The following is a 23157-nucleotide window of genomic DNA, read 5'->3' as shown; positions in this document are numbered from 1 at the left end:
CCCGGTCCGCGTACGGATGTCATCGGTGCGCGCCGGGCAGCAGGGAACGCGTCAGGAGCAGGAGGTTGGCGGGCCGTTCCGCGAGGCGGCGCATGAAGTAGCCGTACCAGTCGTCGCCGTACGGCAGGTACACCCGCATCCGGTTGCCGGCCTGCGCGAGCCGCAGCTGCTCCTGTGAGCGGACGCCGTACAGCATCTGGAACTCGTACCCGTCCGACGGCACGGACAGCTCACCGGTCAGTGCCGAGGCGTGGGCGATCAGCGCCGGATCGTGCGTGGCGACCATCGGATAGGCACCGGCGCGCAGCAGCGTCTCCAGGCACGCGCGGTACGCCGCATCGACCTCGCGTGCGTTACGGACGAGCACCGAGGCGGGTTCGGCGTACGCGCCCTTCACCAGGCGCACCCGGCTGCCCGGATACGCGAGATCCTTGCAGTCGGCCGCGGTGCGCCGCAGGTAGGTCTGCACCGCCACGCCGACCCAGGGGAACTGCGGGCGCAGCCGGCCGACCAGCGACAGAGTGGTGTCCACGGTGGTGTGGTCCTCCATGTCGAAGGTGACCGTCGTGCCGGCGGCGGCCGCGGCGGCGCAGACATCATGGGCGTACTCGTCCGCGTACCGGCTACCGTCGCCGGGGACCGCGGCGCCGAGCGCCGACAGCTTCACCGACACCTCCGCCGCCGCGGCGAGACCGGCACCGTGCAGCGCTGCCAGCAGCGCTGTGTAGGCGTCGCGGGTCGCACGTGCCTGCTGCGCCGTGCGGGTGTCCTCCCCGAGGTGGTCGACCGTCACGGTGAGGCCGGCCCGGACCAGGCGGTCTGCCACCGGGACGACCTGCTGCTCGCCTTCGCCGGCGACGAACCGGTCGACCAGCCGCCGGGTGAGGCGGAAGCGCGACACCGCCATGCGGGTGCGCGGGCTGCGGGACGCGGCGAGCAACAGCTGGTTCGGCATGAGCTCACCGTAGGTTCGTCCTGGCACGCGGGCTATCGCCGGCTGTCGAACGGTGCCGGGCAGGCTTTCGACAATTGTCGAACGACGGTCAGGCCATGCCGGCGAGCCGCGCCATGTGCAGGCTCGTGTGGATGGTGAGCCGATCGTCGCCGTCGCGAAGGGACAGCTGCGACAACTGTTCGATCTTGCGAAGCCGGTAGTAGACGGTCCCGCGGTGCACGTGCAGAGCGGCGCAGGTGCGACGGATGTCGCCGGCCTCGACGAGGTAGGTGCGCAGCGTCTCGACGAGAGTGGCGTCGGCGAGGACCGGCAGCAGCCGCGGTTCGATCGCCTGCTGGAGCGCTTGGACGGGCAGCAGTGTGAGCACCCGCAGCGCCCCCAGCCGTGGCCAGTCGGCGATCGGGCGGTGTTCGGACATCGACCGGGCCACCCGCAGCGCGCAGCGCGCCTGCCGGTAGCTGTCCGCCGCACCGGCGAGCGTCGGATGCACGCCGCCGACCCCGGCGACCCAGCCGGCGACGCCGCCCGCGGCGAGGACATCCAGTGCGCGTCCGGCCGTGCGGCGCGGGTCCTCCGCGGCCGCCGCGGGGGAGAGCAGCACGACAGCGTCGTCGTGGACGGCCCGCAGCACCTTCCGGTCCAGCCCCCGCGGCGCGTCCAACGCCTCGGTGACCGCCGTCTGGTCCATCGGCTGCGCCGCCGGATCGACAGCCGCGGCCACCGTCACCGCCACGCGCCGAGCGGACCAGCCCTGGTCCTCGAAGAAGCGGATCGACTCCTGGCGGCTCGGTTCGTGCTCGCCGACGAGGTCGCGCAGGCGGTCTGCGACGAGCTGCTGCCGGTGCGCGTCACGGTTGAGGAGGCGGCCGAGCCGCTCGGCGGCCGCGACGATCCGATCGAGGACGGCCGGGTGCGCGGCGGTGCCGTCGTCGAGGAACCACAGGAAGCCCACCGTGCGCCCGTTGCTGCGGACCGGCACGACCAGCCGGGCCATCGTGTCGCGGGACGGGTCGGCCGGGATGTGCACCGGTCCCATGGCGGTGCGCACGTTGAAGGTGTCCAGATACCGGCGGATCTCGGCCGACGTGGTCCGGGTCAGCAGTGTCTCGCGCCGGATCCAGTCGACTTCGCCGCGGTGCGGGCCGAAGGTGAGGGAGTTGAAGTTGGTGTCGGTGAGCTGCACGGCGAGCCCGGCCGCCGCCGCCAGGTCGTCGACCAGTTCGTCGATCTCGTCGTGCACAGCGCCCCTCGATGTCATCGCGGAGACGCCGCGGCCGAGGCCCGACACCACGGACCTGACGCTGCTACGGGCCCGTGCGAGCGGACCGGCGTCCCCGGCGCCCACTGTATCGGCGACCCGGCGCGACGCCGCAGGACGGACGCTACAGCGCCGCGGTCTGTGACAGCTCGTGACCCGCGTCTGACGCGGCCGCCGCGGCGGCGCTGCGCCGGGAGCGCTTGCGGCTGTACATCCGCTCGTCGGCATGGTGCATCAACGCGGAGGTGGTGGTGCCGTCGTCCGGGGCGATCGCGATGCCGATGCTCGCGCCGACACGTGCCTGCCGCTCGGCGACGACGACCGGTTCGGCGACGCGCCGGCAGATGTCGTCGACGATGTCATCGATGGCCGCGGGGGAGACGACGTCGCGCAGCAGCACGCAGAACTCGTCGCCGCCGAGCCGGGCGATCGTGTTCGGGGTCTGGACGATCTCGGCAAGGCGGGTGGCGGTCTCCTGCAGCAGGACGTCGCCCACGTCGTGCCCCAGCGTGTCGTTGACCGCCTTGAACCCGTCCAGGTCCACGAAGAGGATCGCGACCGGCTCGCCCTCCCGCCGTTGGGTCAAGGCGTCGTCGGCGCGCTCCAGGAAGAGTGCCCGGTTGGGCAGCTGCGTCAGCGCGTCATGCATGGCCCGCCAGCGCATGGTGGCGATGAGATCGATGGCCCGCAGCGCCGCGGACGAGGTCGCGGCGAGGGCGGCCAGCGCCTGCTCGTCCTCGGCGCGGAACCGTTCGTTGGTGGTGCGTGGTTCGGCGAGCAGCCGCAGCGGTGTGTCGTCCGGCTGGTGGACGACCGCGCAGATCTCGCCCTTGGCGGCCGGCCTGTCGGTGTACACGGTGTGCCTGGAGCGCAGCATGCGTGCCGCGTAGTCGAGCGTGGCGTGCTGGATCGCGGCCGGGTCCGTGCACCGTTGCAGGTGCAGCACGGCGTCTGAGAGCACCGTGCTGCGGATGTTGGCCAGCTGTGAGCGGACCAGCGCGCGGGAGATCACCATCAGCATCCCGATCGGCACGATGAGCAGCGGCGTGGCGGCCGGTGCGTCGCGGAAGATCGCGACCGTCAGACACGCCAGCGCGCCCTGCGCGCACCCGACCAGGAACTCGACACCGACGCTCGCGGTGAACAGTGCCACCGCGTTGCGGCCGCGAGCGAAGTAGGCGGTCACGGCGACGACGGCGAGCGTGCCGGTCTCACCGAGCACGCCCAGCACCAGCGTGCTGGCAAGGAGCTGAGGAAAGCCGCTCAGCCACATCTCCACGAGCGGCTTGACCGCGATGACACCTGCCCACACCGCCGTCGCGGCGGTGAGGTGAGCCACCCTGACCATGGTGTTCATGGACAGCGTCCAGCACGCGACGATCATCCCGACGGCGACGCACTGCACGGCGACGCTGAACGGCACGATGTGCGCCACGACGACATACACGGTGGTGTCGAGCAGCATCGTCACCTCGGCGCGCAGGCCGGACATCACCAAGGGCGATCTGGCGAGCACCGCGATCGCGAGCGCGGTCAATGCGACAGCGGCCGCATCCATCTGCAGCACGTGCGGCCGGCCGACCTTCTCGGCCCATTGCGTCCCGGACAGCGCCAGGACAGCGACACCGATGACGGCTGACACTGCGGTGAAGGCTCGAAACGCTGTTCGTTGCTCCGGGGGCTGCACCGCGCTCATCGGATCACCTCATCCGCTTCGTGGCCTTCCTGCCGCACCGGGAGCTCAGGGCTACACGGCGATCAGCTCATCGGCGGGGTCCGGCCGCACATGAGCGCCCACCTGATCCGATCCCCGGCCGGCGTCGCGTGTCGTATGGCGACGTCAGCTCGGAGCACCGGCGGCCGGATGGGTGGTTTCGGGGCGATCCGCCCAGATTCCGCGGACATGCCGCAGGTGGCCGCGGATGTGTTTCACGATCGCACGTTCGTTCTTGCCGCGCAGCAGCTCCACCAGTTGCAGATGTTCGTTCGCCGAGTCGATCAGCGTGCCTTCGTTCAGCAGCGTGCCGAGACCGTAGAGCCGGCTGCGGTTGCGCAGGTCCGCGACCAGCGCGGTCAGCCGCGCGTTGCCGGCGAAGCCGAGCAACGTCAGGTGGAACGCGGTGTCGGCCTCGATGTATCCGACGACGTCTGACCTTTGCGCGGCCGCGACGATGCTGCTTGCCAGCGACTGCAGGTTTCCGAGCTGCTCGTCGGTGAGCCGGCCGGCCAGTCCCGCGACGGTCGGCACCTCGAGCAGTTCGCGGATCTGGGTGATCTCGTCCAGCTCCTCGTCGGAGATGGAGTTGACCCGGAAGCCCTTGTTCTTGGCGATGGAGATCAGGTCTTCCTTCGCCAGGTCGAGGATCGCCTCGCGCACCGGTGTGGGGGACACGCCGAACTCGCTCGCCAGCGTGGGTGCGGAGTACAGCACGTCCGGGCGCAGTCGCCCGGCGATGATGGCGGCCCGAAGCGCTTGCGCGATGTCCTCTCGGAGGCTGCGACGGTGACGCATGACCGGTAGGCCGAGGCCGGCGTGTCCGCCCGCCCCTGATGGATCTCCCGGACTCATCTGCTTGCCACCTTCCACCCTCGATGTGCTGGGCACGGGCGCCCGCTCGGTGTCCTGGCATTTTCGCCTACTCCCGGCACGGCGGACATGCGGGGTGCGGCAGGCGGTCCGGTCCGGGCCTCACGGGATGTTGTGGTCGTCAGTGGTGTGTGACATATTACTGCCGTGTCGGATGTGGCTCGTGGAGCCGATGTGGTGGTGATCGGTGCCGGGATCGTCGGCGCTGCCTGTGCCTTCGCCGCGGCACGTGCGGGCCTGCGGGTGGCGGTGCTCGATCGGGGCCCGGTCATCGGCGGCACGACGGGCGCGGGGGAGGGCAACATCCTCGTCTCGGACAAAGGCCCAGGAGCGGAGCTCGACCTCGCCGTGCTGTCCAGCACGCTGTGGCGGCAGTTCGGCGCCGAGCACGGCGACGCCATCGAGTACGAGCCGAAGGGCGGCCTGGTGGTCGCGGCCGGCGAGGCCGACATGCGGGCGTTGCGCCGGTTCGCCGCCGAGCAGCGAGCCGGCGGCGTGCAGACGCAGGTCGTCACGGCGGACGACCTGGCCGAACTCGAGCCGCACCTGGCCCCGGGACTCGCCGGCGGGGTCCGATACCCGCAGGACGCCCAGGTGCAGCCGATGCTTGCCGCTGCGTTGCTGCTGCGCCTCGCCCGTGAACGCGGAGCCACCATCCACCCCGACACTCCGGTGATCGCGATGCGTCGTGACGGGCACGGACGGGTGATCGGCGTCAGCACGCCGGGCGGCACGATCCCGGCGGGGTCCGTGGTCAACGCGGCTGGCGTCTGGGCAGGCCAGATGGCCGCGCTCGCCGGTGTACGGATGCCGGTGCTCCCGCGACGCGGATGCATCCTCGTCACGCAGCCGCTACCGACGATCGTCCGGCACAAGGTGTACGGCGCCGGCTACACGACCGACGTCATGAGCGACGCCACCGACCTGCAGGTGTCACCCGTCATCGAGGGCACCCGCGCCGGGACCGTCCTCATCGGTGCCAGCCGGGAGCGGGTGGGGTTCGACCGCGCCATGCCGATACCGGTGCTGGCACGGCTCGCCAGACACGCGACGGAGCTGTTCCCCGTGCTTGCCGACGTCTCGGTCATCAGGGCCTACCTGGGATTCCGGCCGTACATGCCGGACCACCTGCCGGCGCTGGGAGCAGACCCCCGGGTGCCGGGACTGCTGCACGCGTGCGGCCACGAGGGCGCCGGGATCGGACTCGCCCTTGCCTCCGGCCACCTCATCGGCCAGGTGCTCACCGGCGCCGAGCCGACCCTCGACCTGTATCCGTTCCGGCCCGACCGGTTCAGCGACCCGGCGGACGGCGCGCGCACCGGTGCGCCCACCGAGGAGGCGATGTGAATCCACCACCCGAGCCCTGGCGGCTCGTCCATGCCGATCCTGATCCGCCATTCGAGATCATCGTGGACGACCAGCCGGTGCGCGCCGTCCCAGGGCAGACGATCGGTGCCGCGCTGTGGGCGGCCGGGGTGCGCAGCACCCGGCACACGCGCGGCACCGGCCGCAGTCGAGGGTTGTTCTGCGGCATCGGGATCTGCTTCGACTGCCTGATGACCGTCAACGACAGTCCGGCGCTGCGCGTATGCCAGATCGAGGCCCGCCCCGGCGACGTCGTGCGCACCGGGACCATGTGATGACGACCTACGACGCGGTCGTCATCGGCGCCGGTCCGGCCGGCATGTCCGGAGCCCACACCATCGGGCAGGCAGGTCTCCAGGTTGCACTCGTCGATGCCGGACCGCGCCTGGGTGGGCAGTACCACCGTCACCCGCCGGCCGCGTTCCACGCCACCCGGCCGCAGGCGCTGCATCACGGCTGGCGGCACTTCTCCGCCTTACGCGATCGCCTCGCCGATCTCCCCGGAGTCACCCACCTGCCCGATCACCACGTCTGGTCGGTGGAACAGGCAGACGGCCTGATCACTGTGCGTGCCGTAACCGACCTGCGCCGGCCCGTGGGCGTCACGATCCGCGGGCGGGCGCTGCTGATCGCCACCGGTGGCTACGACCGGCAACTGCCGTTCCCCGGCTGGGATCTCCCCGGAGTGCTCACCGCCGGCGCAGCGCAGGCGCTGCTCAAGGGAAGTCTCGTGCTCGCGGGCCAGCGGGTGGTGGTCGCCGGGTCGGGACCGTTCCTGCTGCCGGTCGCCGCCGGGCTGGGCCGGGCCGGCGCCACCGTCGTCGGGGTCTACGAGGCCGCGCGTACCAGCCGGTTCCTGCGCCACGCGACGACCCTCGCGCAGAACGCCGGCAAGCTCGTCGAGGCCGCGAGACACCACGCGACACTGCTGCGCCATCGCATCCCGATGAACAGCGGCTGGGCGGTCGTCGCCGCGCACGGGGACACACATCTTGCCGCGGTGACGGTCGCGCGACTGGACCGTGCCGGCAGTCCTGTGCCGGGCACCCGGCGCCGCGTGCCGTGTGACACCCTGGCGATCGGCTACGGGTTCACGCCTCAGACCGAGCTGCTGGTGCAGCTCGGTTGCGCCACGCGGGTCGACGTCGACGGCAGCGTGGTCGCCGACGTCGACGCCGAGCAGCGCACGAATGTGCCGTCGGTCTACGCCGCCGGCGAGGTGACCGGCATCGGCGGCGCGGCACTGTCCGAGGTGGAAGGCGTCATCGCCGGCCTCGCGATCCGAGCCGGCGTCGGGAAACCTGGCAGGGTGCCCCGCCGGTTGCTGTCCCGCCGGACCGCACTGCGCCGCTTCGCCGCCGCCATGCATGACGTCTACCGGGTCCCTGCTGGTTGGGTCGACTGGCTCACGCCGGAGACGGTCGTCTGCCGCTGCGAGGAGGTCCCCGCCGAACGCGTGCGCGTGGCCGTCGAGCAGGACGGCGCCACCCGACCGCGGACCGGGAAACTGCTCACCCGAGCCGGCATGGGCTGGTGCCAGGGCCGGGTCTGTGCCCACGCGGTATCCACGCTCATCACCCACTTCGGAGGACGGCCGGCGTCGCCGGCCGATCTCGCGACCTGGGCCAACCGGCCCATCGCTCAGCCGGTGCCGCTGCGCCTGCTCGCAGACGCCGCACCAGATCTGTCCGCACCCCAACCCTAGGAGAACCACCATGGCAACCACACCCTGGCGCGGTGTCGTCGTAGCGACCGCCCTGCCGTTCCGGGATGACCTGTCCGTCGACCTGGACGGCTACGCAGAGCACGTGCGCTGGCTCGCGCAATCCGGCTGCGACGGTGTCGTTCCCAACGGTTCCCTGGGCGAGTACCAGGTGCTCGACGAACGCGAACGCGCCGACGTGGTGCGCGCCGCGGTCGCCGCTGCCCCGGACGGATTCTCCGTCGTGCCTGGCGTCGCCGCCTACGGCGCTCGCGACGCGCGGCGCTGGGCCGAGCAGGCGGCAGAGGCTGGAGCGCACGCGGTGCTGCTGCTACCTCCCAACGCCTATCGTGCTGACGAGCGTGCCGTGCTCGCGCATTACGCCGAGGTGGCCAAGGTGGGCCTGCCCGTCGTGGCGTACAACAACCCTTACGACACCCGCGTCGACCTCACTCCGGAGCTGGTGGCGCGACTGCATGCCGAGGGCTCCATCGTCGCCGTCAAGGAGTTCAGCGGTGACGCGCGTCGCGGCTATCAGCTCGCCGAGCTGGCCCCCGACCTGGACGTGCTGATCGGCACCGACGATCTCGTCGTCGAGATGGCCCTGGCCGGAGCGACCGGCTGGATCGCCGGCTTCCCCAACGCGCTGCCGGAAGCCTGTGTGCGATTGTTCCGAGCCGCCGTCAGCGGTGACCAGCACACGGCACTGCCGCTCTACCGGACGCTGCACCCGCTGCTGCGCTGGGACGCGAAGACCGAGTTCGTCCAGGCGATCAAGCTCACCATGGACCTCACAGGACGCCACGGAGGCGCCTGCCGTCCTCCCCGCATGCCGCTGCTGCCGCAGCACGACGGGGAGGTCCGGACAGCCGTCGAACACGCGCTCGCGGCAGGCATGCGATGACAGCCGCCGAACCGGTCGTGGCTACCCGGCGGGGCGTGCGGAGGTCCACAGGTCGTCCCCGTCGTCGTCGCGCCACGGGTCGTCGTCCGGTGGTGTGGCGGCCGCCGGTTGCTCCGGTTCGGGTGCCGTCTGCCGCTCCACCGAGATGAGCACGGCGAGCGCGGTGGTGATCGGCACTGCGGCGACGATGCCGATCGTGGCCACGACGCTGCGGACGACTTCCTGGGCGAGGAACTCGCTGGTGATCGTCTCCGCGAAGGGCTGGTTGCCGGCCGCGATGAGCAGCAGCACCGGCAGCGACGCGCCCGCGTAGGCGAGGACCAGCGTGTTCACCACGGCGGCGATGTGTGCCCGGCCGACGCGCGTCGCGGCGCGGTACACCTGCCGCCGGGTCATACCGGGGTTGGCGGCGGCCAGTTCGCTCACCGCCGCGGCCTGGGTGACGGTGACGTCGTCCAGCACGCCGAGCGAGCCGATGACGATGCCCGCGAGCAGGAGCCCGTGCAGGTCGACGGCCTGGAAGAACATGGCGAGGGTGGTCGCGTTCTCGCCGCCGTTGCCGGTGAGGTGGGTCAGGTCGACCGACCACACGCCCAGCACACCGGTGAGGACGAGGCTGGCGAGCGTGCCCAGGACCGCCACGGAGGTGCGCACCGAGATGCCGTGGGTGAGGTACAGCACGGCCAGCATGATGGCCGCCGAGCCGGCGACCGCGACGGCGAGCGGCGGTTGACCGGCGGCGATGGCGGGCACGACGAACAGCAGCAGCACGGCGAAGCTGACCCCGAGCCCGGCCAGCGCCGCGAGCCCGCGCCATCGGCCGAACACCACGATCACGAGGGCGCCGAGGAGGGCGAGCCAGATCAGGGGCTTGCCGCGCTGGTGGTCGATGATGGTGTACTGCTGGGCTTCCGGCCCCTCCGGCGTGTCGACGAGCAGCATGACGACCTCGTCGCCGACCGAGACGCGCGGCGCCTGCGGCCCGTCGGGCAGCGGGGTCCGGATGGTGCGGCGGGCGTCGGGTCCGTCCTCGACGCGGACCTCCACCGTGCCGCACCGGCTGGTGACGATGCCGGTCGGGGTCTGGACGATCTCGTCCGGGGTGCAGGCGCGCTGCTCGACCCGGGTGACGGTGCCGAGGTGGCGCCTGCCGGTGTCGCCGTCCACGCGGGCCGGCTCGGCGCGGGGCCAGAGCACGGCGATCGCCGCCAGGGTCGCGGCGATCACCAGCAGCATGACGGCGATGATGATGACGCGGATGCGCCGCGACGCCGCCGGTCCGGTGGCGTGGTCGTGCCCGGTTCCCATGCATGTTCTCCTGGGGCAGTTGCGTGATCTCGGTGCTGAGGCGTGTAGTGCCTCTCCGATCAGCGCAGCCACACCTGCAGCAGGGCGCGGTCGACCGCCGAGCGCGGCCCGGCCGATCCCGGCGGCCGTGTGCCGACGGCCGGTGGCGTGAGTTCGTGGCATCGCGCGGTGCCGGCATCGACGGCCGGCGGCGCCACCGTCCGGGCCGAGGAGTGGTCGGCGATCGGGCGTTCGGAGGCCTGCGCGGCACCCGACGGGTTCGACGATGCGCAGTCGCCGGCGGTGGCGACCAGTTCGGTCACGGCGTGCGCGCGCTCCGGCAGCAGCACGACGGGGTGGACCGTGTAGCCCACGACGCTCAAGGCGAGCAACAGCCACAACAGCGGCTGCCAGCTGCCCTGACGACGCATCGGATGCCTTCCTCGAGTACGGAGTGGCTGCCACCGTACCTGAAGGCCACGGGCGCGGTGATCGTTTGCCCACCGCTCGACACCTGCGGATAGTTAGGTTAGCCTCACCAACTATGCCTCTGTTGGATCCCCGGCAGGTGCGCGCCACCTTCCTGGTGTCCGACACTGCCGGCGCGCATCACCCTGCCCTGATCGATCCCGCCGGATGCCTCGGCTACGGGGAGCTCGCCGATCGGGTGGCCGCGCTCGCCGCCGCCCTGCCATCAGCACAGGCCGGCCGGCGGCTCGTGCACGTGCCGCTGGCCCCGGACCGCGACCTGGTGCTCGGATATCTGGCGGTGCTGTCGGCCGGGCACGTCGCCCTGATCACCCCGCCCGAGCACCGGTCGATCACCGCGGTCTACCAGCCCGACCTGTGGCTCCACCCGGACGGCACCTTCGAGGCCGCGACGCCGGCCAGCGACACCGACGCGCCGCGGCACCTCCTGCACCCGGACCTGGCGGTGCTGCTCAGCACGTCGGGCAGCACCGGCTCACCCAAGCTGGTCCGGCTCAGCCACGACAACGTGCTCAGCAACGCCGAGGCGATCGCGTCTGCGCTGTCGATCACGCCGGCCGACCGCGCGGTCACCTCGCTGCCGCTGCACTACTGCTTCGGGCTGTCGGTGCTGCACGCCCAACTCCGCGCCGGCGCCACCACGGTGCTGCGACCCGGGTCGGTCACCGACCCCGGCTTCGCCGACGACCTGCGCCGCGACCGGGTCACCCTGGTCGCCGCCACCCCGCACGTGGTGGACCTGCTCGACGTCCAAGGCGTGCTGGACCATCAGCCCTCGCTCCGGCTGCTCGCCCAGGCCGGCGGCGCGCTGCCGCCCGAGCGGGTGCGGGAGCTCGCCGCCCGGGGCCGCGCGGCCGGCTGGGGCATGGCGGTCATGTACGGCCAGACCGAGGCCACCGCACGCATGGCGGTGCTGCCACCCGAGCTGGCGGAGCGATACCCCGACGCGGTGGGATGGCCGATCGCCGGATCGGCGTTCCGGCTCGACCCGGCCGGTGTCGACGAGCCGGTGGCCGCACCAGCCGCACCCGACGGCCCGGTCGGCGAGCTCGTGTTCACCGGCCCGGGCGTCATGCTCGGATACGCCGAGCACCCCGACGACCTGGCCCTGGGGCGGGTCCACACCGAGCTGCGGACCGGCGACCTGGCGCGGATCGACGCCGACGGACTGGTCCGGATCGTCGGCCGCCGGTCCGACCTCGTGAAGATCATGGGCATCCGCATCGACCTCGGCCAGGTCGAGCGCTCCCTGCGCGGCCACGGGCTGCGGTCCTGCGTCACCGGCCGCGACGACCAGCTGCAGGTCACCTACCGGCGCGGCGAGCAGTCGCCGGACCAGGTCCGCGACCTGGCCGCGCAGGTGTCCGGTCTCAGCCGGTCGGTGATCTCGGCCCGCGCCGTCGACGAGCTCCCGCTGCTGCCCAACGGCAAACCCGACCGCCGGCGCAGCGCCGACCTGCACGTCACCGAGACCTCCGGCCAGCAGGCGGAGACGGCCGCCGCGGTGGTCGCGGTGCTGGAGCCGCTGGTGGGCAGCGAGGGCGTCGACCTCGACCGGTCGTTCGTCGAGCTCGGCGGCGACTCCTTCAGCCACGTCGTCGCGTCCGTCGGCCTGACGCGGCTGCTCGGCGACCTGCCGCCCGACTGGCACCACCGTCCGGTCCGCGACCTGGTCGCGCTCGCCGACCGGCGGCCACGGTCGCGCTGGTGGAGCCCGCTGGTGCAGCGGGTCGACACGACCGTCGTGCTGCGCGGCGTGGCCGTGGTGACGATCTGCGGCAGTCACGTCGGCCTGTTCCGGCTGGCCGGCGGGGCGCACATCCTGCTCGCGGTCGCCGGCTTCCTCTTCGCCCGCTACGTGCTCACCTCGCCGGCGACCGCGGAGCGCGTGCGGCGAAGCGCCCGGATCGCCGTCGGGGTCGCCGTCCCGGCGGTGACCGTCGCCGCGGTGATGCTGTTCGGGTTCGGGACGGTCCACTGGTCGAACGTCGCGCTGGTCCACTGGCTCGTCCGACCGCAGGCCTCCAACAACTTCTGGTTCGTCGAGGCCTACCTGGTGATCGTGGCCGTCACCGTCGCGGCGCTGGCGGTGCCGCGGCTGCGGGCCGCATACGCCGCCGACGCCTGGCGCACCACCATGGCCGCCTTCGTGGTGCTGCTGGTGCCCCGCTACGTGGTGATCGCGCTGTTCGACGGCCCGCTGCGTGGCCTGCCGGGCACGGTCGCGTGGCTGTTCGTGGCGGGTGTCGCGATGGCGGTGGCCGACAGCCGGAAGCGCCGGCTGGTCACGACCGCGGTCGCGGTGGCCGCCGCCGTCGGCTTCTTCCCCGGACAACCCGCACGCAACCTGGCGATCATGCTCGGGCTCACGCTGCTGTCGCTCGTGCCCGCCCTCCCGGTGCCGCGGCTGCTCGTCCGCCCGCTCGGCGCACTGGCGGCCGCCTCGCTGCACATCTACCTCGTGCAGTTCCAGGTGTTCGCGTTCTTCGGCGCGCCGATCCTCAAGTTCGCGGTCGCGATCGCCGCCGGCCTGGGGTTCTGCGCGGCCGGCAACCACGTCCTGCACCGGCGGCTGCCGCCGGTCGAGGTCATCCGCCGTCGCATGGCGGCGAGGCAACTCGTGAGAGAGGACATGACATGCGTCGACGCACGTTCCTGACCGGCCTGGGGGCAGTCGGGGCGGTGAGCCTGGTGGGGTGCGGTTCGAAGTCCGAGGACGGCTACGTCGCCGACCCCGGTTCGCTGCAGGTCTACTCCGCCCAGCACGAGAACCTCACCAAGGCGTGGGCCGAGGCGTTCACCGCGGCGACCGGCATCAAGGTGCAGGTCCGCAAGGGCTCCGACGCCTCGATGGGGCACCAGATCGTGGCCGAGGGCTCCGCGTCGCCCGCCGACGTGTTCCTCACCGAGAACAGCCCGGCGATGACGCTGGTCGAGCGCAACAAGCTGCTCGCCCCGCTCAACGAGGAGACCCGGCGGCAGGTGCCGGCCAACCTGACGCCGTCGTCGCAGGTGTGGACCTCGATCGCCGCCCGGTCCACGGTACTGGTCTACAACACCACCAAGCTCGACAAGGCCGACCTGCCGAAGTCGCTGATGGACCTCGCCGGGTCGCAGTGGAAGGACCGCTGGGCGTGCGCCCCCGGCGGCGCGGACTTCCAGGCCATCGTCGCGGGCATGCTCGCCGGCCAGGGCGAGCAGAAGACCACCGAATGGCTGGCCGGGCTGAAGTCCAACGCCCGAGCGCTGCAGAACAACATCGCCACGATGAAGTCGGTCAACGCCGGCGAGATCGAGTGCGGCGTGATCTACCACTACTACTGGTACCGGGACCAGGCCGGCACCAAGGAAGGCAGCGCCAACACGGCCCTGCACTACTTCCGCAACCAGGACCCCGGAGCGTTCGTGTCGCTGTCCGGCGGCGCCGTGCTCGCCGGGTCGAAGAAGCCGGCCGAGGCCCACAAGTTCCTGGCCTACATCACCAGCGAGGCCGGGCAGCGCGTGCTGGTCGACTCCAAGTCGATGGAGTACGCCGTGGGCAACGGCGTCGCCTCCGCGCCCGCGCTGCCGCCGCTGGACAGCCTGCAGGCGCCGCCGGTCGACCCCTTCACGCTCAACTCCGACAAGGTCAACAAGCTGATGACCGATGCCGGCATCCTCTGACCTGCGTGAGCCGCCCGCCGCGGCGCACGACGTGCCGGTGCCGTCCCGGCCGGCCGTCCGCGCCCGCCGGTCCACCCGGATGCCGTGGCTCGTCGTGGCGTCCGCGGTCCTGGTCGCGGCCGTGATGATCCTGCCGGTCCTGGTCGTGATCGGTCAGGCGGCCACCAGCGGCGACGAGGTGTCGCGGCTGCTGCTGCGGCCGAGGACGGCCGAGCTGCTCGGCAACACGATGCTGCTGGTCCTGCTGACCGTCCCGATCACCGTGCTGCTCGGGTGCGGTGCGGCCTGGCTGGTGGAGCGGACCACCCTGCCGGGCGCCGGCGCGTGGCGCACGCTGCTCCTCGCGCCGCTGGCGATCCCGGCGTTCGTCAGCAGCTACGCCTGGACGTCGGTGCTGCCGTCGGTGCAGGGACTGGGCGGCGCGGTGTTCATCACCGTCCTGGCCTACTACCCGTTCGTCTTCCTGCCGGCCGCGGCCCTGCTGCGGGCCCTCGACCAGGGACACCTGGACGCCGCACGCTCGCTCGGCGCGTCCGGTCCGGCGGCGGTACTGCGGGTGGCGCTGCCGCAGCTGCGTCCGGCCATCACCGGCGGCGCGCTGCTGGTCGCCCTGCACCTGCTCGCCGAGTTCGGCGTCCTGCAGATGATGCGGTTCCCCACCTTCACCACGGCGATCCTGCAGCAGTTCGCGGTCGGGTTCAGCAACGCCGCCGGCAGCATCCTCGCCGCCGCGCTGATCGTGCTCTGCGTCGGGCTGCTGGCCCTCGAGGTGCCGCTGCGCGGCCGCGCACGGATCGCCCGGGTGGGCTCCGGCACCCGGCAGCGTCCGGTCGCGTACCGCCTGGGCGCGTGGACCGTCCCCGCGTCCGCCGCCCTCGTCGGGCTGGTCGGGCTGGCCCTCGTCGTGCCGCTGGTGCTGGTGCTGCGCTGGCTGGTGCGGGCGATGACGTCCGGCGCGGTGGTCGCCGGTCCGCTGCTCGCGGCGACGGGATCGACCGTCGGCCTCGCGGCGCTGGCCGGCCTGGCGGCGGCGGTCATGGCGCTCCCCGCCGCGTGGCTGCTGCACCGGTACCCGTCCCGGCTGGCGACCGCGCTGGAGCGGGTCACGTACATCGCGAGCGCACTCCCCGGGGTGGTCATCGGGCTGGCGCTGGTGACGCTCGCGGTGCAGTGGGCCCGTCCCGTCTACCAGACCACCGCGCTCGCCGTGCTGGCCTACACGGTGCTCTTCCTGCCCCGCGCCATGGTCGCCTGGCGGTCCGGCCTGGCCGCGGCCCCGCCTGAGCTCCTCGAGGCGTCGCGGTCGCTCGGGGTGTCCGGTCTCGGGACCCTCATCCGGGTCGTCCTGCCGCTGGTGCTGCCGTCGGCGCTGACCGGATTCGTGCTGGTCTTCCTCGCGACGTCGACCGAGCTCACCGCGACCCTGCTCCTCGCCCCGACCGGCACCGAGACCCTCGCGACCGCGTTCTGGTCGGCGAGCGACGAGTTGGATTACGTCGCGAGCGCCCCGTACGCTGCGGCGATGATCGCCCTGTCCGCCCCCCTCACCATCCTGCTGCGCCGGCAGATCCTGGACCAGCGGTGAGCGGCGCGGGCATCTCCGTCACCGGGCTCACCGTCGGCTACGGAGGCCCGCCGGTGCTGGACCAGGTCGACCTGCGGGTGCGCGCGGGCGGCATCACCGCCGTGCTCGGCCCCTCCGGCAGCGGCAAGACCACGCTGCTGCGGGCGATCGCCGGGTTCATCCGGCCAGACCGGGGGCGGATCGAGGTACGCGGCGAAGTGCTCACCGACGGGCCGGCCCTGGTCGCTCCGGAGCGGCGCGGCATCGGCTACGTCCGCCAGGACGGCGCGCTCTTCCCGCACCTCGACGTCACCGGCAACATCACCTTCGGGCTGCCGCGGGCCGAGCGGCGCCGGGCGGCCCAGGTCGAGCCGCTGCTCGAGCTCGTCGGGCTGTCACCGGACCTGGCCCGCCGCCGGCCGGACGAGCTGTCCGGCGGGCAGCAGCAGCGCGTCGCGCTCGCCCGCGCACTGGCCCGGGAACCGTCGGTCGTGCTGCTCGACGAGCCGTTCTCCTCGCTCGACACCGCGCTGCGCGCCGCGACCCGCGAGGCCACCCGCGCCGCGCTCGCCGAACGGGGCGCGACCACCGTCCTCGTGACCCACGACCAGGGCGAGGCCCTGTCCTTCGCCGACCAGGTGGCCGTCATGTTCGACGGCCGGTTCGCCCAGGTCGACAGCCCGGCCGGCGTGTACGCCGCACCGGCCACGCCCGAGGTCGGCCGGTTCCTCGGCGACGCGATGCTGCTGCGCGGCCAGGCCGACGGCCGGGCTGTCCACTGCTGTCTGGGCCGGCTCGACCTGGCCGAACCGGCCACCGGCGACGTCCTGGTGATGGTGCGACCCGAGCAGCTCGTCCTGCGCGAGCCGTCCGGGACCACGGCGTCGGTCGCGTCGGTGACCTACCACGGCGCCGACGCGATGGTCCGCCTGGACCTGGCCGGCCAGAGCACACACCTGGTCGCGCGTGTCCCCGGCGACCGGACACCTCGCCCGGGCGACGAGGTGGGCATCACGGTGCCCGCACCCGTCCGCTCGTTCCCCCGCCGCTGACCCGTTCTAAGGTGGGCCGGTGCGCCTGAACCATCCCGACGACGACGAGCAGCGGGCGATCTTCGAGGAGCTGCTGACGTCGGTCTCCACCGGTGGCGGGATCTACTCCTGCAACGGGCTCGACATGGAGACCGAGGAAGCGCTCTGGGCCATCGCCCGCGCCTACCCGGCCGTCACCGACGACCTGGTCGCCGCAGCCCGGGCGGTGTTTGCCGGTCAGCTGGACGGCTCCAACGCGGCCGCCCGCCGGGCGGCGCTGGCGAGGAAGTTCGACGAGCTGGCCCGGCGCCGTGCTGAGGAGGCCCGCGGGAGCCGGGAAGGGAATCCTCCCGGCTCCCTTGCGTCAGGACCGAGCTAGGCCCGGTTCCCGGTGGGGATCGTGATGAGGGTGGTCGTGCCGGAGGCGCCCTTGTTGAGGAAGAGCATCGCCAGCGCCCGGATGAACTGGTCGAACATGTAGAAGCTGGCGGGCGCGATCGGGATCAGCCCCTCCCGGAACGCGATGTAGGTGGGCCAGGCGGTGCGGACGAGGGTCGCCGCCGCGTAGTCGCGCGGCAGGCGCAGCCAGTCGCCGATCTCGTTGCTGAGCACGTACCGGACGAACTCGTTGAGGAAGCCGCGGGTGACGCCCAGGTCGATCTGCGCGGTCAGCCCGAGCAGGTCCTCGGCCAGCTCCTTGCCCTCCTGCGTCGGGGCGAGGATCGGGGTGAGCGCCGACGCCGACTGCGCGTAGGCGGCGGCCCACGTCTGCGGGATGAACTCGTCGCGCACGCCGAGCAGGTGCATGGCGACCTGCCACTGGTGCAGGAAGGCGGTCTCCTCCGCGGCCGTCATCCGGACCTTCCACTCCTTCAGCTTCTTGTGCACGAAGGTGCCGAGGCTGTGGAAGGTGACCAGGATGTCGCCGTTGCTGATCGGGATCCCGCCCGGCTCGTTGGCGACCGCCCGCCACTGCGGCGACTGCGGCAGCAGATGCCGCACCGCCGCGTGCACCAGGCGCGTCTTGTTGGCGGTGACCACGAACTGGCCGTTGGGCTCGAACGCGGTCAGCTCGCTGAGGTCGTAGCCGAAGGTGAACGTCTTGGCCGCGCGGTCCTGCATGTTGGCGCCGCCCGCGGACCAGTACACCGACTTGGCCTCACGCGGGATCACCGTGCTCATGATGCCGCTGCCGAGCCCGTACAGCATGAACAGGTAGGTGTCCTTGCGCCGGTTGAAGTCGGCGGCGAGACGCAGCTTGCTGCGGTCGGCCCAGGAGGGCAGCGTGTTGACCTGCTGCAGGTAGGTGCGGAGGTTGGCGGGCAGGCCGCTGGGCAGCGCGTCGCTGTTGTTGACCCAGGACCGCATCGCGGTGTTGACCGCTGGGACCTGGCCGTTGTCGAGCAGCCCGGCGACCAGCTGGTCCACTTCGTCGTCCCAGGCCCACCACGGGTCGGTGCCCGCGGCGGCGGGCGCTGCCGCGGCCGGGACGGCGCCCACCGCGCTCACCAGGCCGAGCGCGACGCCGAGGGAGAGGACGCTCCGTCGGTTGAGGTTGAGATTGCTCATTTACTTACCCCGGTTCCGTGAAGGCATGGGCGCTGCTCATGCGGGGGCTAAGCAGTGGCGGACAGCGACAACCTTACGGAAGTCGATGTGTGATTCTCCGTTAACATACGAAACAATCCGCCGGTCGGCAAGGGCGTCCGCGCAGGGAATCTCCGCCGCGCCGGAGGGCGGCCGTCGCCGCCGGTACCGTGGCCGACGCCCGGTCATGTGTCAGGATCGGCGGCATGCCATGGGACATCGCCGTGCCGCTGCGGTGCGGACCCCTGACCGGCGCGTCCGGCGGGCTCCCGCACACGCCTGGTCGGTCGCCGCTGTGACCACCGAGTCGACCGCAGCCGTCCGGCCCCGCAACCGCAAGCAGCTCGTCATCGAAGCGGCCGGCCGGATGTTCAGCGAACGGGGCTACCACGCGGCGTCCATGGAGGAGATCGCCGCCAGCATGGGCATCACCGCGGCGGCCCTCTACCGGCACTTCCCGAACAAGTACGCGCTGTTCGCCGAGTGCGCGAACGTCATGGCCGACCGGCTCGTCGCCGCGCTCGACGACGTGCCCGCCGAAGCCTCCCTGGCCGACGTCCTCGCCGCCGCCGCCCGGGTCACCGTCGCCCATCGCGCGTCGGGCGGCGTGTACCGATGGGAGGCCAGGTACCTCGATCGCGGCGACCGGCAGGCGCTCAGGGCGAAGTTCGCGCACGTGGTCGCCCGGGTGGCGGACGCGGTACACCGCGAGCATCCGCTCCCGGACGAGCACCTGCGGGCCGTCGCGGCACTCGGCGCGATCGGGTCGATCACGATGCACCACACCGCGATCGCGCAGCGCCGCCTCGAAGAGGTGCTGGTCGGGTCCGCCCTGCGGGTGGCCGCGACCGACCCGGCGGCGGCCACCGGCATCGCGCGCCTCGTCGACCTGCCCGCCCAGCCCGTGGCACGCACCCGGCGCTCGGAGATCCTCGCGGCCGCCATCCCGCTGTTCGAGCGGGACGGCTTCGCCAACGTCACGAACGGCAGGATCGCGGAGGCCGTCGGGCTGGTCCCGTCCGCGATCTACCGGTACTTCCCCGGCAAGGCCGACATCCTCGCGGCGGCCTGCCTGCAGGCGGCGGGGCTGCTGGCCCAGGCGGTGGAGCAGAATCTCCGCGGGACGACCGACCCGCACGACGCGGTGGTCGCGCTGACCGCGACCTACGTGGCGTACAGCTTCAAGCACACGGCACTCACCAGCGTCGCCAACGCCGAGCTCGCCGGCCTGCCGGCCGACCTGCAACGGCCGCTGGTCGTCGCGCAGCGGGAGCACATCGCCGTGTGGGAGCAGCAGCTGCGGTCGGCGCGTCCGGAGCTCGACTCGCGCCAGGCCCGGGTGCTGATCCACGCCGGCTTCGGCGTGGTGGTCGAGGCCGGACGCAGGCTGCGCTGGCGGGACAGCCCGGAGCACCGGGACGCCGTCGCCGCGCTGCTCATGAGCGCCCTGGGCATCCGATGAGCCGCCGGTCGCGGCGGTGCCGGTGGTGCTCTTGTACCGGCACCGCCACCGCCGCGATCGCCCTACGCTCAGCCCGTACGGAAGCGGCGGCGGGCGCCGACGAGCACGAGGCCCGCACCGGCGGCCAGCAGCAGCCCGCCGGACGCGGCGAGCAGGCCGACGTTCGTCCCGGTCTTCGGCAGCGCCGGGACCGGTGAGACGCTCGCGGCCGGAGAGGTCGCGGCCGGGGAGGTCGGGGCCGGCGTCGTCGCGGACGTGGTGCCGACGGTGAGCTTCACCTTGGTGTCCTTGTTGGTGTACCGGTTGGTCGGCGTCAGGACGAGCTCGACCTCCGACCGCTTCGCCGGCACGGACAGGCGGATCGTGAACGTGTCCTGCGCGCCGGCCGCGAACGGGCCGGTGCGGTGGATCTCGCAGCCCTGCTCGGCGGGGATCCGGCCGCTGCCGGTGCAGGCGGGCGACACGGCGCGCACGCCGCCCGGGGTGTAGGCGACGAGGTAGTACTGGCCGAACGTGAAGCTGCCGGCGTTCGTGACGCGGACGGCGACGTCGACGTGCCCGTCCCTGACGGGGCCGCCCTGCGCGGACAGGCGCAGCGGCCCCTTGTCCGGCCACGCGACCACGATGTCGTTGCGCCTCCCGAGCGTGCCGTCCGGCGCCATGCCCTGCAGGTGGCCCAGCGTCGACACCTGGAAGACGGGCTCGCCGGTCGTTGAACGGATCTTGATTCCGACCGTCTTCGGGTTGCCCACGTTCGGGGCGACGGTGCCGGCCGAGCAGATCCAGGTGCCCGCCTTCGTGCCAGTGTCGCACTGGCCGGGCTCGACGGTGACCGATCCCGTCGGCAGCTCCAGGATGAACCGGCCCTCGAGCGCGGTCGCGCCGCTGTTGATGACGCCGATCTCGGCAACGGCCGACGGGGTGTACGGGTCGCCGGACAGGCCGACCTTGCCGGAGATGGCGTCGATCGGCCCTTCCGCCGGAGCGGCCGCGGCGGGCGAGACGAACAGGGCGGTGGCGGCGAGCGCGACAGCGGCGGTGCCGATGCGGAGCAGCACGGTGATCTCCTCATGACGATGTGTGGATGTCGGACACATCGATCACGCCCAGGCCCGAGGGGCCGGTTGTCGAACCGCGGGTCGAGCAACGGACACAACCAAAACGCCGGGTGGCTTCAACCGGACCGGCAGGACGCGCCGTGGCGTTGCGCCGGTTTGGCACACTGCCGCCATGATCAAGGACCTGGACGATTTGGACGGGGTCGACTGGGCAGCGCTCGGCCACGCCTGGGGCGCCGCCGACGACGTGCCGGACCTGCTCCGCCGGCTGGCCGGCCCGGAGCCGGAGGTGCGTGCGGACGCGCTGAACGGGCTGCGCGGGGCGGTGCACCTGCACGGTGACGTGTTCGACAGCACCGTCGCCGCGGTCCCGTTCCTGCTCGCCCTCGCCGGCAACCCCCGGGTGCCGGACCGGGCCGGCGTGCTGCGGCTGCTGGCCGGCATCGGCGGCGCGACCCGGCGCGAGGACCCGGAGCCGGACTTCGTCGCCGCCCGGGTGGCGGTCGTCGGCGCCGCGCCGCTGCTGCTGCGCCTGCTCGACGACGCCGACCCGGACGTGCGCCGCGCCGTGCCGGCCACGCTGCTCGTCCAGCGCGGCGACGCGGGCACGATCCTGGCGTCGCTGCACGTCCGGCTCGCGGCCGAGCCGGACCCCGACGTCCGCGGCGCGCTCGCCGCGGCGGTCGCGGGCCTGGGCCGGCTCGCCGCCGCGGGCCTGGTCTCCGGCGTCGACCCGGCCGCGGTCGGCACCTGGTTCACGAACTGGTTCACAGACTGGTCCGCCGCGGACGTGCGGTGCAGGCTCGCCGCGGCCGCCGACCTCGTCGACACGGCCCCGGAAGCGCTTGCCGACGACCTGATCCCGGTCGTGGTCGAACTGCTCCGGGCGGACCTACGTGCGGTGGCGCCGGAGACGCTGCCGGCCCTGGACGTGTCCCGCTGGGAGGACCTCTCCTCGGAGGTGACGCCCACGCACATCAGCGGCTTGCGGCCGGCCGGCAGCCGGGACGCGCTCGTGGAAGACCTCAGCCTGGCCCTCGACGGGCGGATCGAGGACCGCGTCGCGTTGCTCACCGGCCTGCTGTCGGCCGGCCCGCCGGCGGCGCGATCGGCCGCGCTGCGCCCGGCCCTGGGCCTCGTCGGGTACTGGCGCGGCGACTACACCGACCTCGTCACGCTCGTCGGCGCCCAGCTCGCCGACGGTCGCCTGGCCGGCCGGGCCGCGCTCGTCCTGCACCATCTCGACACGCTCGCCGCACCCGCCGCCGACGCGCTGGCCGCCGCCGTCGCATCCGCCGCGCCGGAGTCCCGGTACGGCGACGGGCCCCCGCCCTGGGTCGTCACCTGGCGGGGGTGGGAGCCGACCGTCGGCCCGACCGTGTGGGCGCTGGCCGCGCTCGACGACGACCGGGCGCTGCCCGCCGTCCGGGCGATCGTCGACCGCGACATCCCGCCGGGCAACTCCGCCCCGCTCGCGGCCCGGTATGCCACGACGGCGCCCGACCTCCTGCCCACCGTCCTGCGCCGCTGCGCCGGGTCGACCGGCGATGCCGCGGCCGGACACCGCAGGGTCCTGACCCGGGTCGCCGCGGCGCTCGGCCCGGCGGCCGCCGAGGCCGTGCCCGAGCTGCTCGCCGGACCGATCGACCTGATGACCGCCACCGCCCTCGGCAGCATCGGCCCGGCCGCGGCGGCGGCCGTCCCGGCACTGCGGGCCACGCTCGACCGCGACGGCGGGATCGTCGCGGCCGTCGCACTGTGGCAGGTCACGGGGGAGGCGACGCAGTCAGTCGAGCTGCTCGGCCGCCACCTCGACGACCCGTGGGACGCCTCGCACTTCGCCGCCGAAGCGGCCGGCCGGCTCGGTCCCGCCGGGGCCGCCCTCGAAGCATCCCTGCGCGCCCTCATCGACACCGACGACGACATCCACGTCGCCGCGGCCCAGGCCCTCTGGCGGGTCGCCGGCGACGCCGAGACCCCGCTGCCGGCCCTCACCCGGCTCTGGACCGCCAGGCCGGGACGCCGCTCGGAGATCGCTGCCCACCTCGCCACGATCGGGCCGGCGGCCCGGCCGATGCGCGATCTCGTCGCCGCTGAGCTGCGGGAGCGCTTCCGGCACAGCGCCGCGCTCAACGGCTGGTCCTCCATGCAGGTCGCCCTCGACCTCGCACTGCTCCGCGACAGCCACACCATCCTCGCCGCGACCAGCCCGCCGTGACGCCCCGGCCGGAGGTGTACCCGGCCG

19 protein-coding genes are annotated in these 23157 nt (G+C 72.9%); 11 read left to right on the top strand and 8 right to left on the bottom strand.

Going from position 1 to position 23157, the window contains the following annotated elements; genetic code table 11:
* Positions 1-19: 19 nt before the first annotated feature.
* The 4 genes from ACQEVZ_RS47460 to ACQEVZ_RS47445 all read right to left on the bottom strand — a co-directional run bounded on the left by ACQEVZ_RS47460 (position 20) and on the right by ACQEVZ_RS47445 (position 4725).
* The gene (locus ACQEVZ_RS47460) at positions 20-955 is read right to left on the bottom strand and encodes a proline dehydrogenase family protein (RefSeq protein WP_433380898.1); all 936 of its coding nucleotides are present in this window, start codon (positions 953-955) and stop codon (positions 20-22) included.
* Positions 956-1043: 88 nt separating this feature from the next.
* The gene (locus ACQEVZ_RS47455; RefSeq protein WP_433380895.1) at positions 1044-2195 is read right to left on the bottom strand and encodes a PucR family transcriptional regulator; all 1152 of its coding nucleotides are present in this window, start codon (positions 2193-2195) and stop codon (positions 1044-1046) included.
* Between the two features lie 142 nt (positions 2196-2337).
* Entirely contained in the window at positions 2338-3855 is a 1518-nt protein-coding gene (locus ACQEVZ_RS47450) for a diguanylate cyclase domain-containing protein (RefSeq protein ID WP_433380892.1), read from the bottom strand.
* 198 nt (positions 3856-4053) lie between these two features.
* Positions 4054-4725, bottom strand: a complete 672-nt coding sequence (locus ACQEVZ_RS47445; RefSeq protein ID WP_433380889.1) for a GntR family transcriptional regulator — start codon at positions 4723-4725, stop codon at positions 4054-4056.
* A 249-nt stretch (positions 4726-4974) separates the two neighbouring features.
* On the opposite strand from ACQEVZ_RS47445, the gene ACQEVZ_RS47440 reads away from it, so the two are divergent.
* The 4 genes from ACQEVZ_RS47440 to ACQEVZ_RS47425 are packed head-to-tail and all read left to right on the top strand — an operon-like array spanning position 4975 to position 8771.
* Positions 4975-6147, top strand: coding sequence for an NAD(P)/FAD-dependent oxidoreductase (locus ACQEVZ_RS47440; RefSeq protein WP_433380886.1), 1173 nt, complete (start codon positions 4975-4977; stop codon positions 6145-6147).
* On the top strand, positions 6144-6440 hold the full coding sequence (locus ACQEVZ_RS47435) for a (2Fe-2S)-binding protein (RefSeq protein ID WP_433380884.1): 297 nt from the start codon (positions 6144-6146) through the stop codon (positions 6438-6440). The genes ACQEVZ_RS47440 and ACQEVZ_RS47435 overlap by 4 nt, the downstream gene beginning before the upstream one ends.
* Positions 6440-7870 carry an FAD-dependent oxidoreductase gene (locus ACQEVZ_RS47430; RefSeq protein ID WP_433380881.1) on the top strand — a complete coding sequence of 477 codons (1431 nt, stop codon included), beginning with the start codon at positions 6440-6442 and terminating at the stop codon, positions 7868-7870. The genes ACQEVZ_RS47435 and ACQEVZ_RS47430 overlap by 1 nt, the downstream gene beginning before the upstream one ends.
* A 10-nt stretch (positions 7871-7880) precedes the next feature.
* Positions 7881-8771: a dihydrodipicolinate synthase family protein gene (locus ACQEVZ_RS47425; RefSeq protein ID WP_344500483.1), complete on the top strand. Its 891-nt coding sequence runs from the start codon at positions 7881-7883 to the stop codon at positions 8769-8771.
* Positions 8772-8792: 21 nt separating this feature from the next.
* Here ACQEVZ_RS47425 and ACQEVZ_RS47420 read toward each other — a convergent pair whose 3' ends face one another.
* On the bottom strand, positions 8793-10079 hold the full coding sequence (locus tag ACQEVZ_RS47420; RefSeq protein ID WP_433380878.1) for a YibE/F family protein: 1287 nt from the start codon (positions 10077-10079) through the stop codon (positions 8793-8795).
* Positions 10080-10138: 59 nt separating this feature from the next.
* Positions 10139-10489: a hypothetical protein gene (locus ACQEVZ_RS47415; RefSeq protein WP_344500487.1), complete on the bottom strand. Its 351-nt coding sequence runs from the start codon at positions 10487-10489 to the stop codon at positions 10139-10141.
* 113 nt (positions 10490-10602) lie between these two features.
* Between ACQEVZ_RS47415 and ACQEVZ_RS47410 the strand changes: the two genes are divergently transcribed.
* Genes ACQEVZ_RS47410 through ACQEVZ_RS47390 form a run of 5 tightly spaced genes read left to right on the top strand, consistent with a single transcriptional unit; the run spans position 10603 to position 17184 of the window.
* A complete protein-coding gene (locus tag ACQEVZ_RS47410; protein ID WP_433380875.1) occupies positions 10603-13206 on the top strand; it encodes an AMP-binding protein in 2604 nt (867 codons plus the stop codon).
* A complete protein-coding gene (locus tag ACQEVZ_RS47405; protein WP_433380872.1) occupies positions 13185-14210 on the top strand; it encodes an iron ABC transporter substrate-binding protein in 1026 nt (341 codons plus the stop codon). The genes ACQEVZ_RS47410 and ACQEVZ_RS47405 overlap by 22 nt, the downstream gene beginning before the upstream one ends.
* On the top strand, positions 14194-15795 hold the full coding sequence (locus ACQEVZ_RS47400) for an ABC transporter permease (RefSeq protein WP_433380869.1): 1602 nt from the start codon (positions 14194-14196) through the stop codon (positions 15793-15795). Before ACQEVZ_RS47405 ends, ACQEVZ_RS47400 begins: the two co-directional genes overlap by 17 nt.
* Positions 15792-16826 (top strand): ABC transporter ATP-binding protein, encoded by a 1035-nt coding sequence (locus ACQEVZ_RS47395; protein ID WP_344500495.1) that lies wholly within the window; start codon positions 15792-15794, stop codon positions 16824-16826. Before ACQEVZ_RS47400 ends, ACQEVZ_RS47395 begins: the two co-directional genes overlap by 4 nt.
* A 19-nt stretch (positions 16827-16845) precedes the next feature.
* Complete coding sequence (locus ACQEVZ_RS47390) at positions 16846-17184, top strand: hypothetical protein (RefSeq protein ID WP_433380865.1); 339 nt, start codon at positions 16846-16848, stop codon at positions 17182-17184.
* Here the strand turns inward: ACQEVZ_RS47390 and ACQEVZ_RS47385 are convergent.
* Positions 17181-18374 carry an oxygenase MpaB family protein gene (locus tag ACQEVZ_RS47385; RefSeq protein WP_344500499.1) on the bottom strand — a complete coding sequence of 398 codons (1194 nt, stop codon included), beginning with the start codon at positions 18372-18374 and terminating at the stop codon, positions 17181-17183. The genes ACQEVZ_RS47390 and ACQEVZ_RS47385 overlap by 4 nt on opposite strands.
* 313 nt (positions 18375-18687) lie before the next feature.
* On the opposite strand from ACQEVZ_RS47385, the gene ACQEVZ_RS47380 reads away from it, so the two are divergent.
* The gene (locus ACQEVZ_RS47380) at positions 18688-19854 is read left to right on the top strand and encodes a TetR/AcrR family transcriptional regulator (RefSeq protein ID WP_433380861.1); all 1167 of its coding nucleotides are present in this window, start codon (positions 18688-18690) and stop codon (positions 19852-19854) included.
* Between the two features lie 68 nt (positions 19855-19922).
* On the opposite strand, the gene ACQEVZ_RS47375 is transcribed toward ACQEVZ_RS47380, so the two are convergent.
* Entirely contained in the window at positions 19923-20912 is a 990-nt protein-coding gene (locus tag ACQEVZ_RS47375) for an LPXTG cell wall anchor domain-containing protein (protein WP_433380858.1), read from the bottom strand.
* A 172-nt stretch (positions 20913-21084) separates the two neighbouring features.
* Between ACQEVZ_RS47375 and ACQEVZ_RS47370 the strand changes: the two genes are divergently transcribed.
* A complete protein-coding gene (locus ACQEVZ_RS47370; RefSeq protein ID WP_433380855.1) occupies positions 21085-23130 on the top strand; it encodes a hypothetical protein in 2046 nt (681 codons plus the stop codon).
* The last annotated feature ends 27 nt before the right edge of the window (positions 23131-23157 follow it).

The organism is Dactylosporangium sp. CA-152071 (assembly GCF_050936335.1).
In the GTDB taxonomy this organism is placed as follows: domain Bacteria; phylum Actinomycetota; class Actinomycetes; order Mycobacteriales; family Micromonosporaceae; genus Dactylosporangium; species Dactylosporangium maewongense.
The sequence above is the reverse complement of the archived record's forward strand: the minus strand, read 5'-3'. Positions and strand labels throughout refer to the sequence as shown.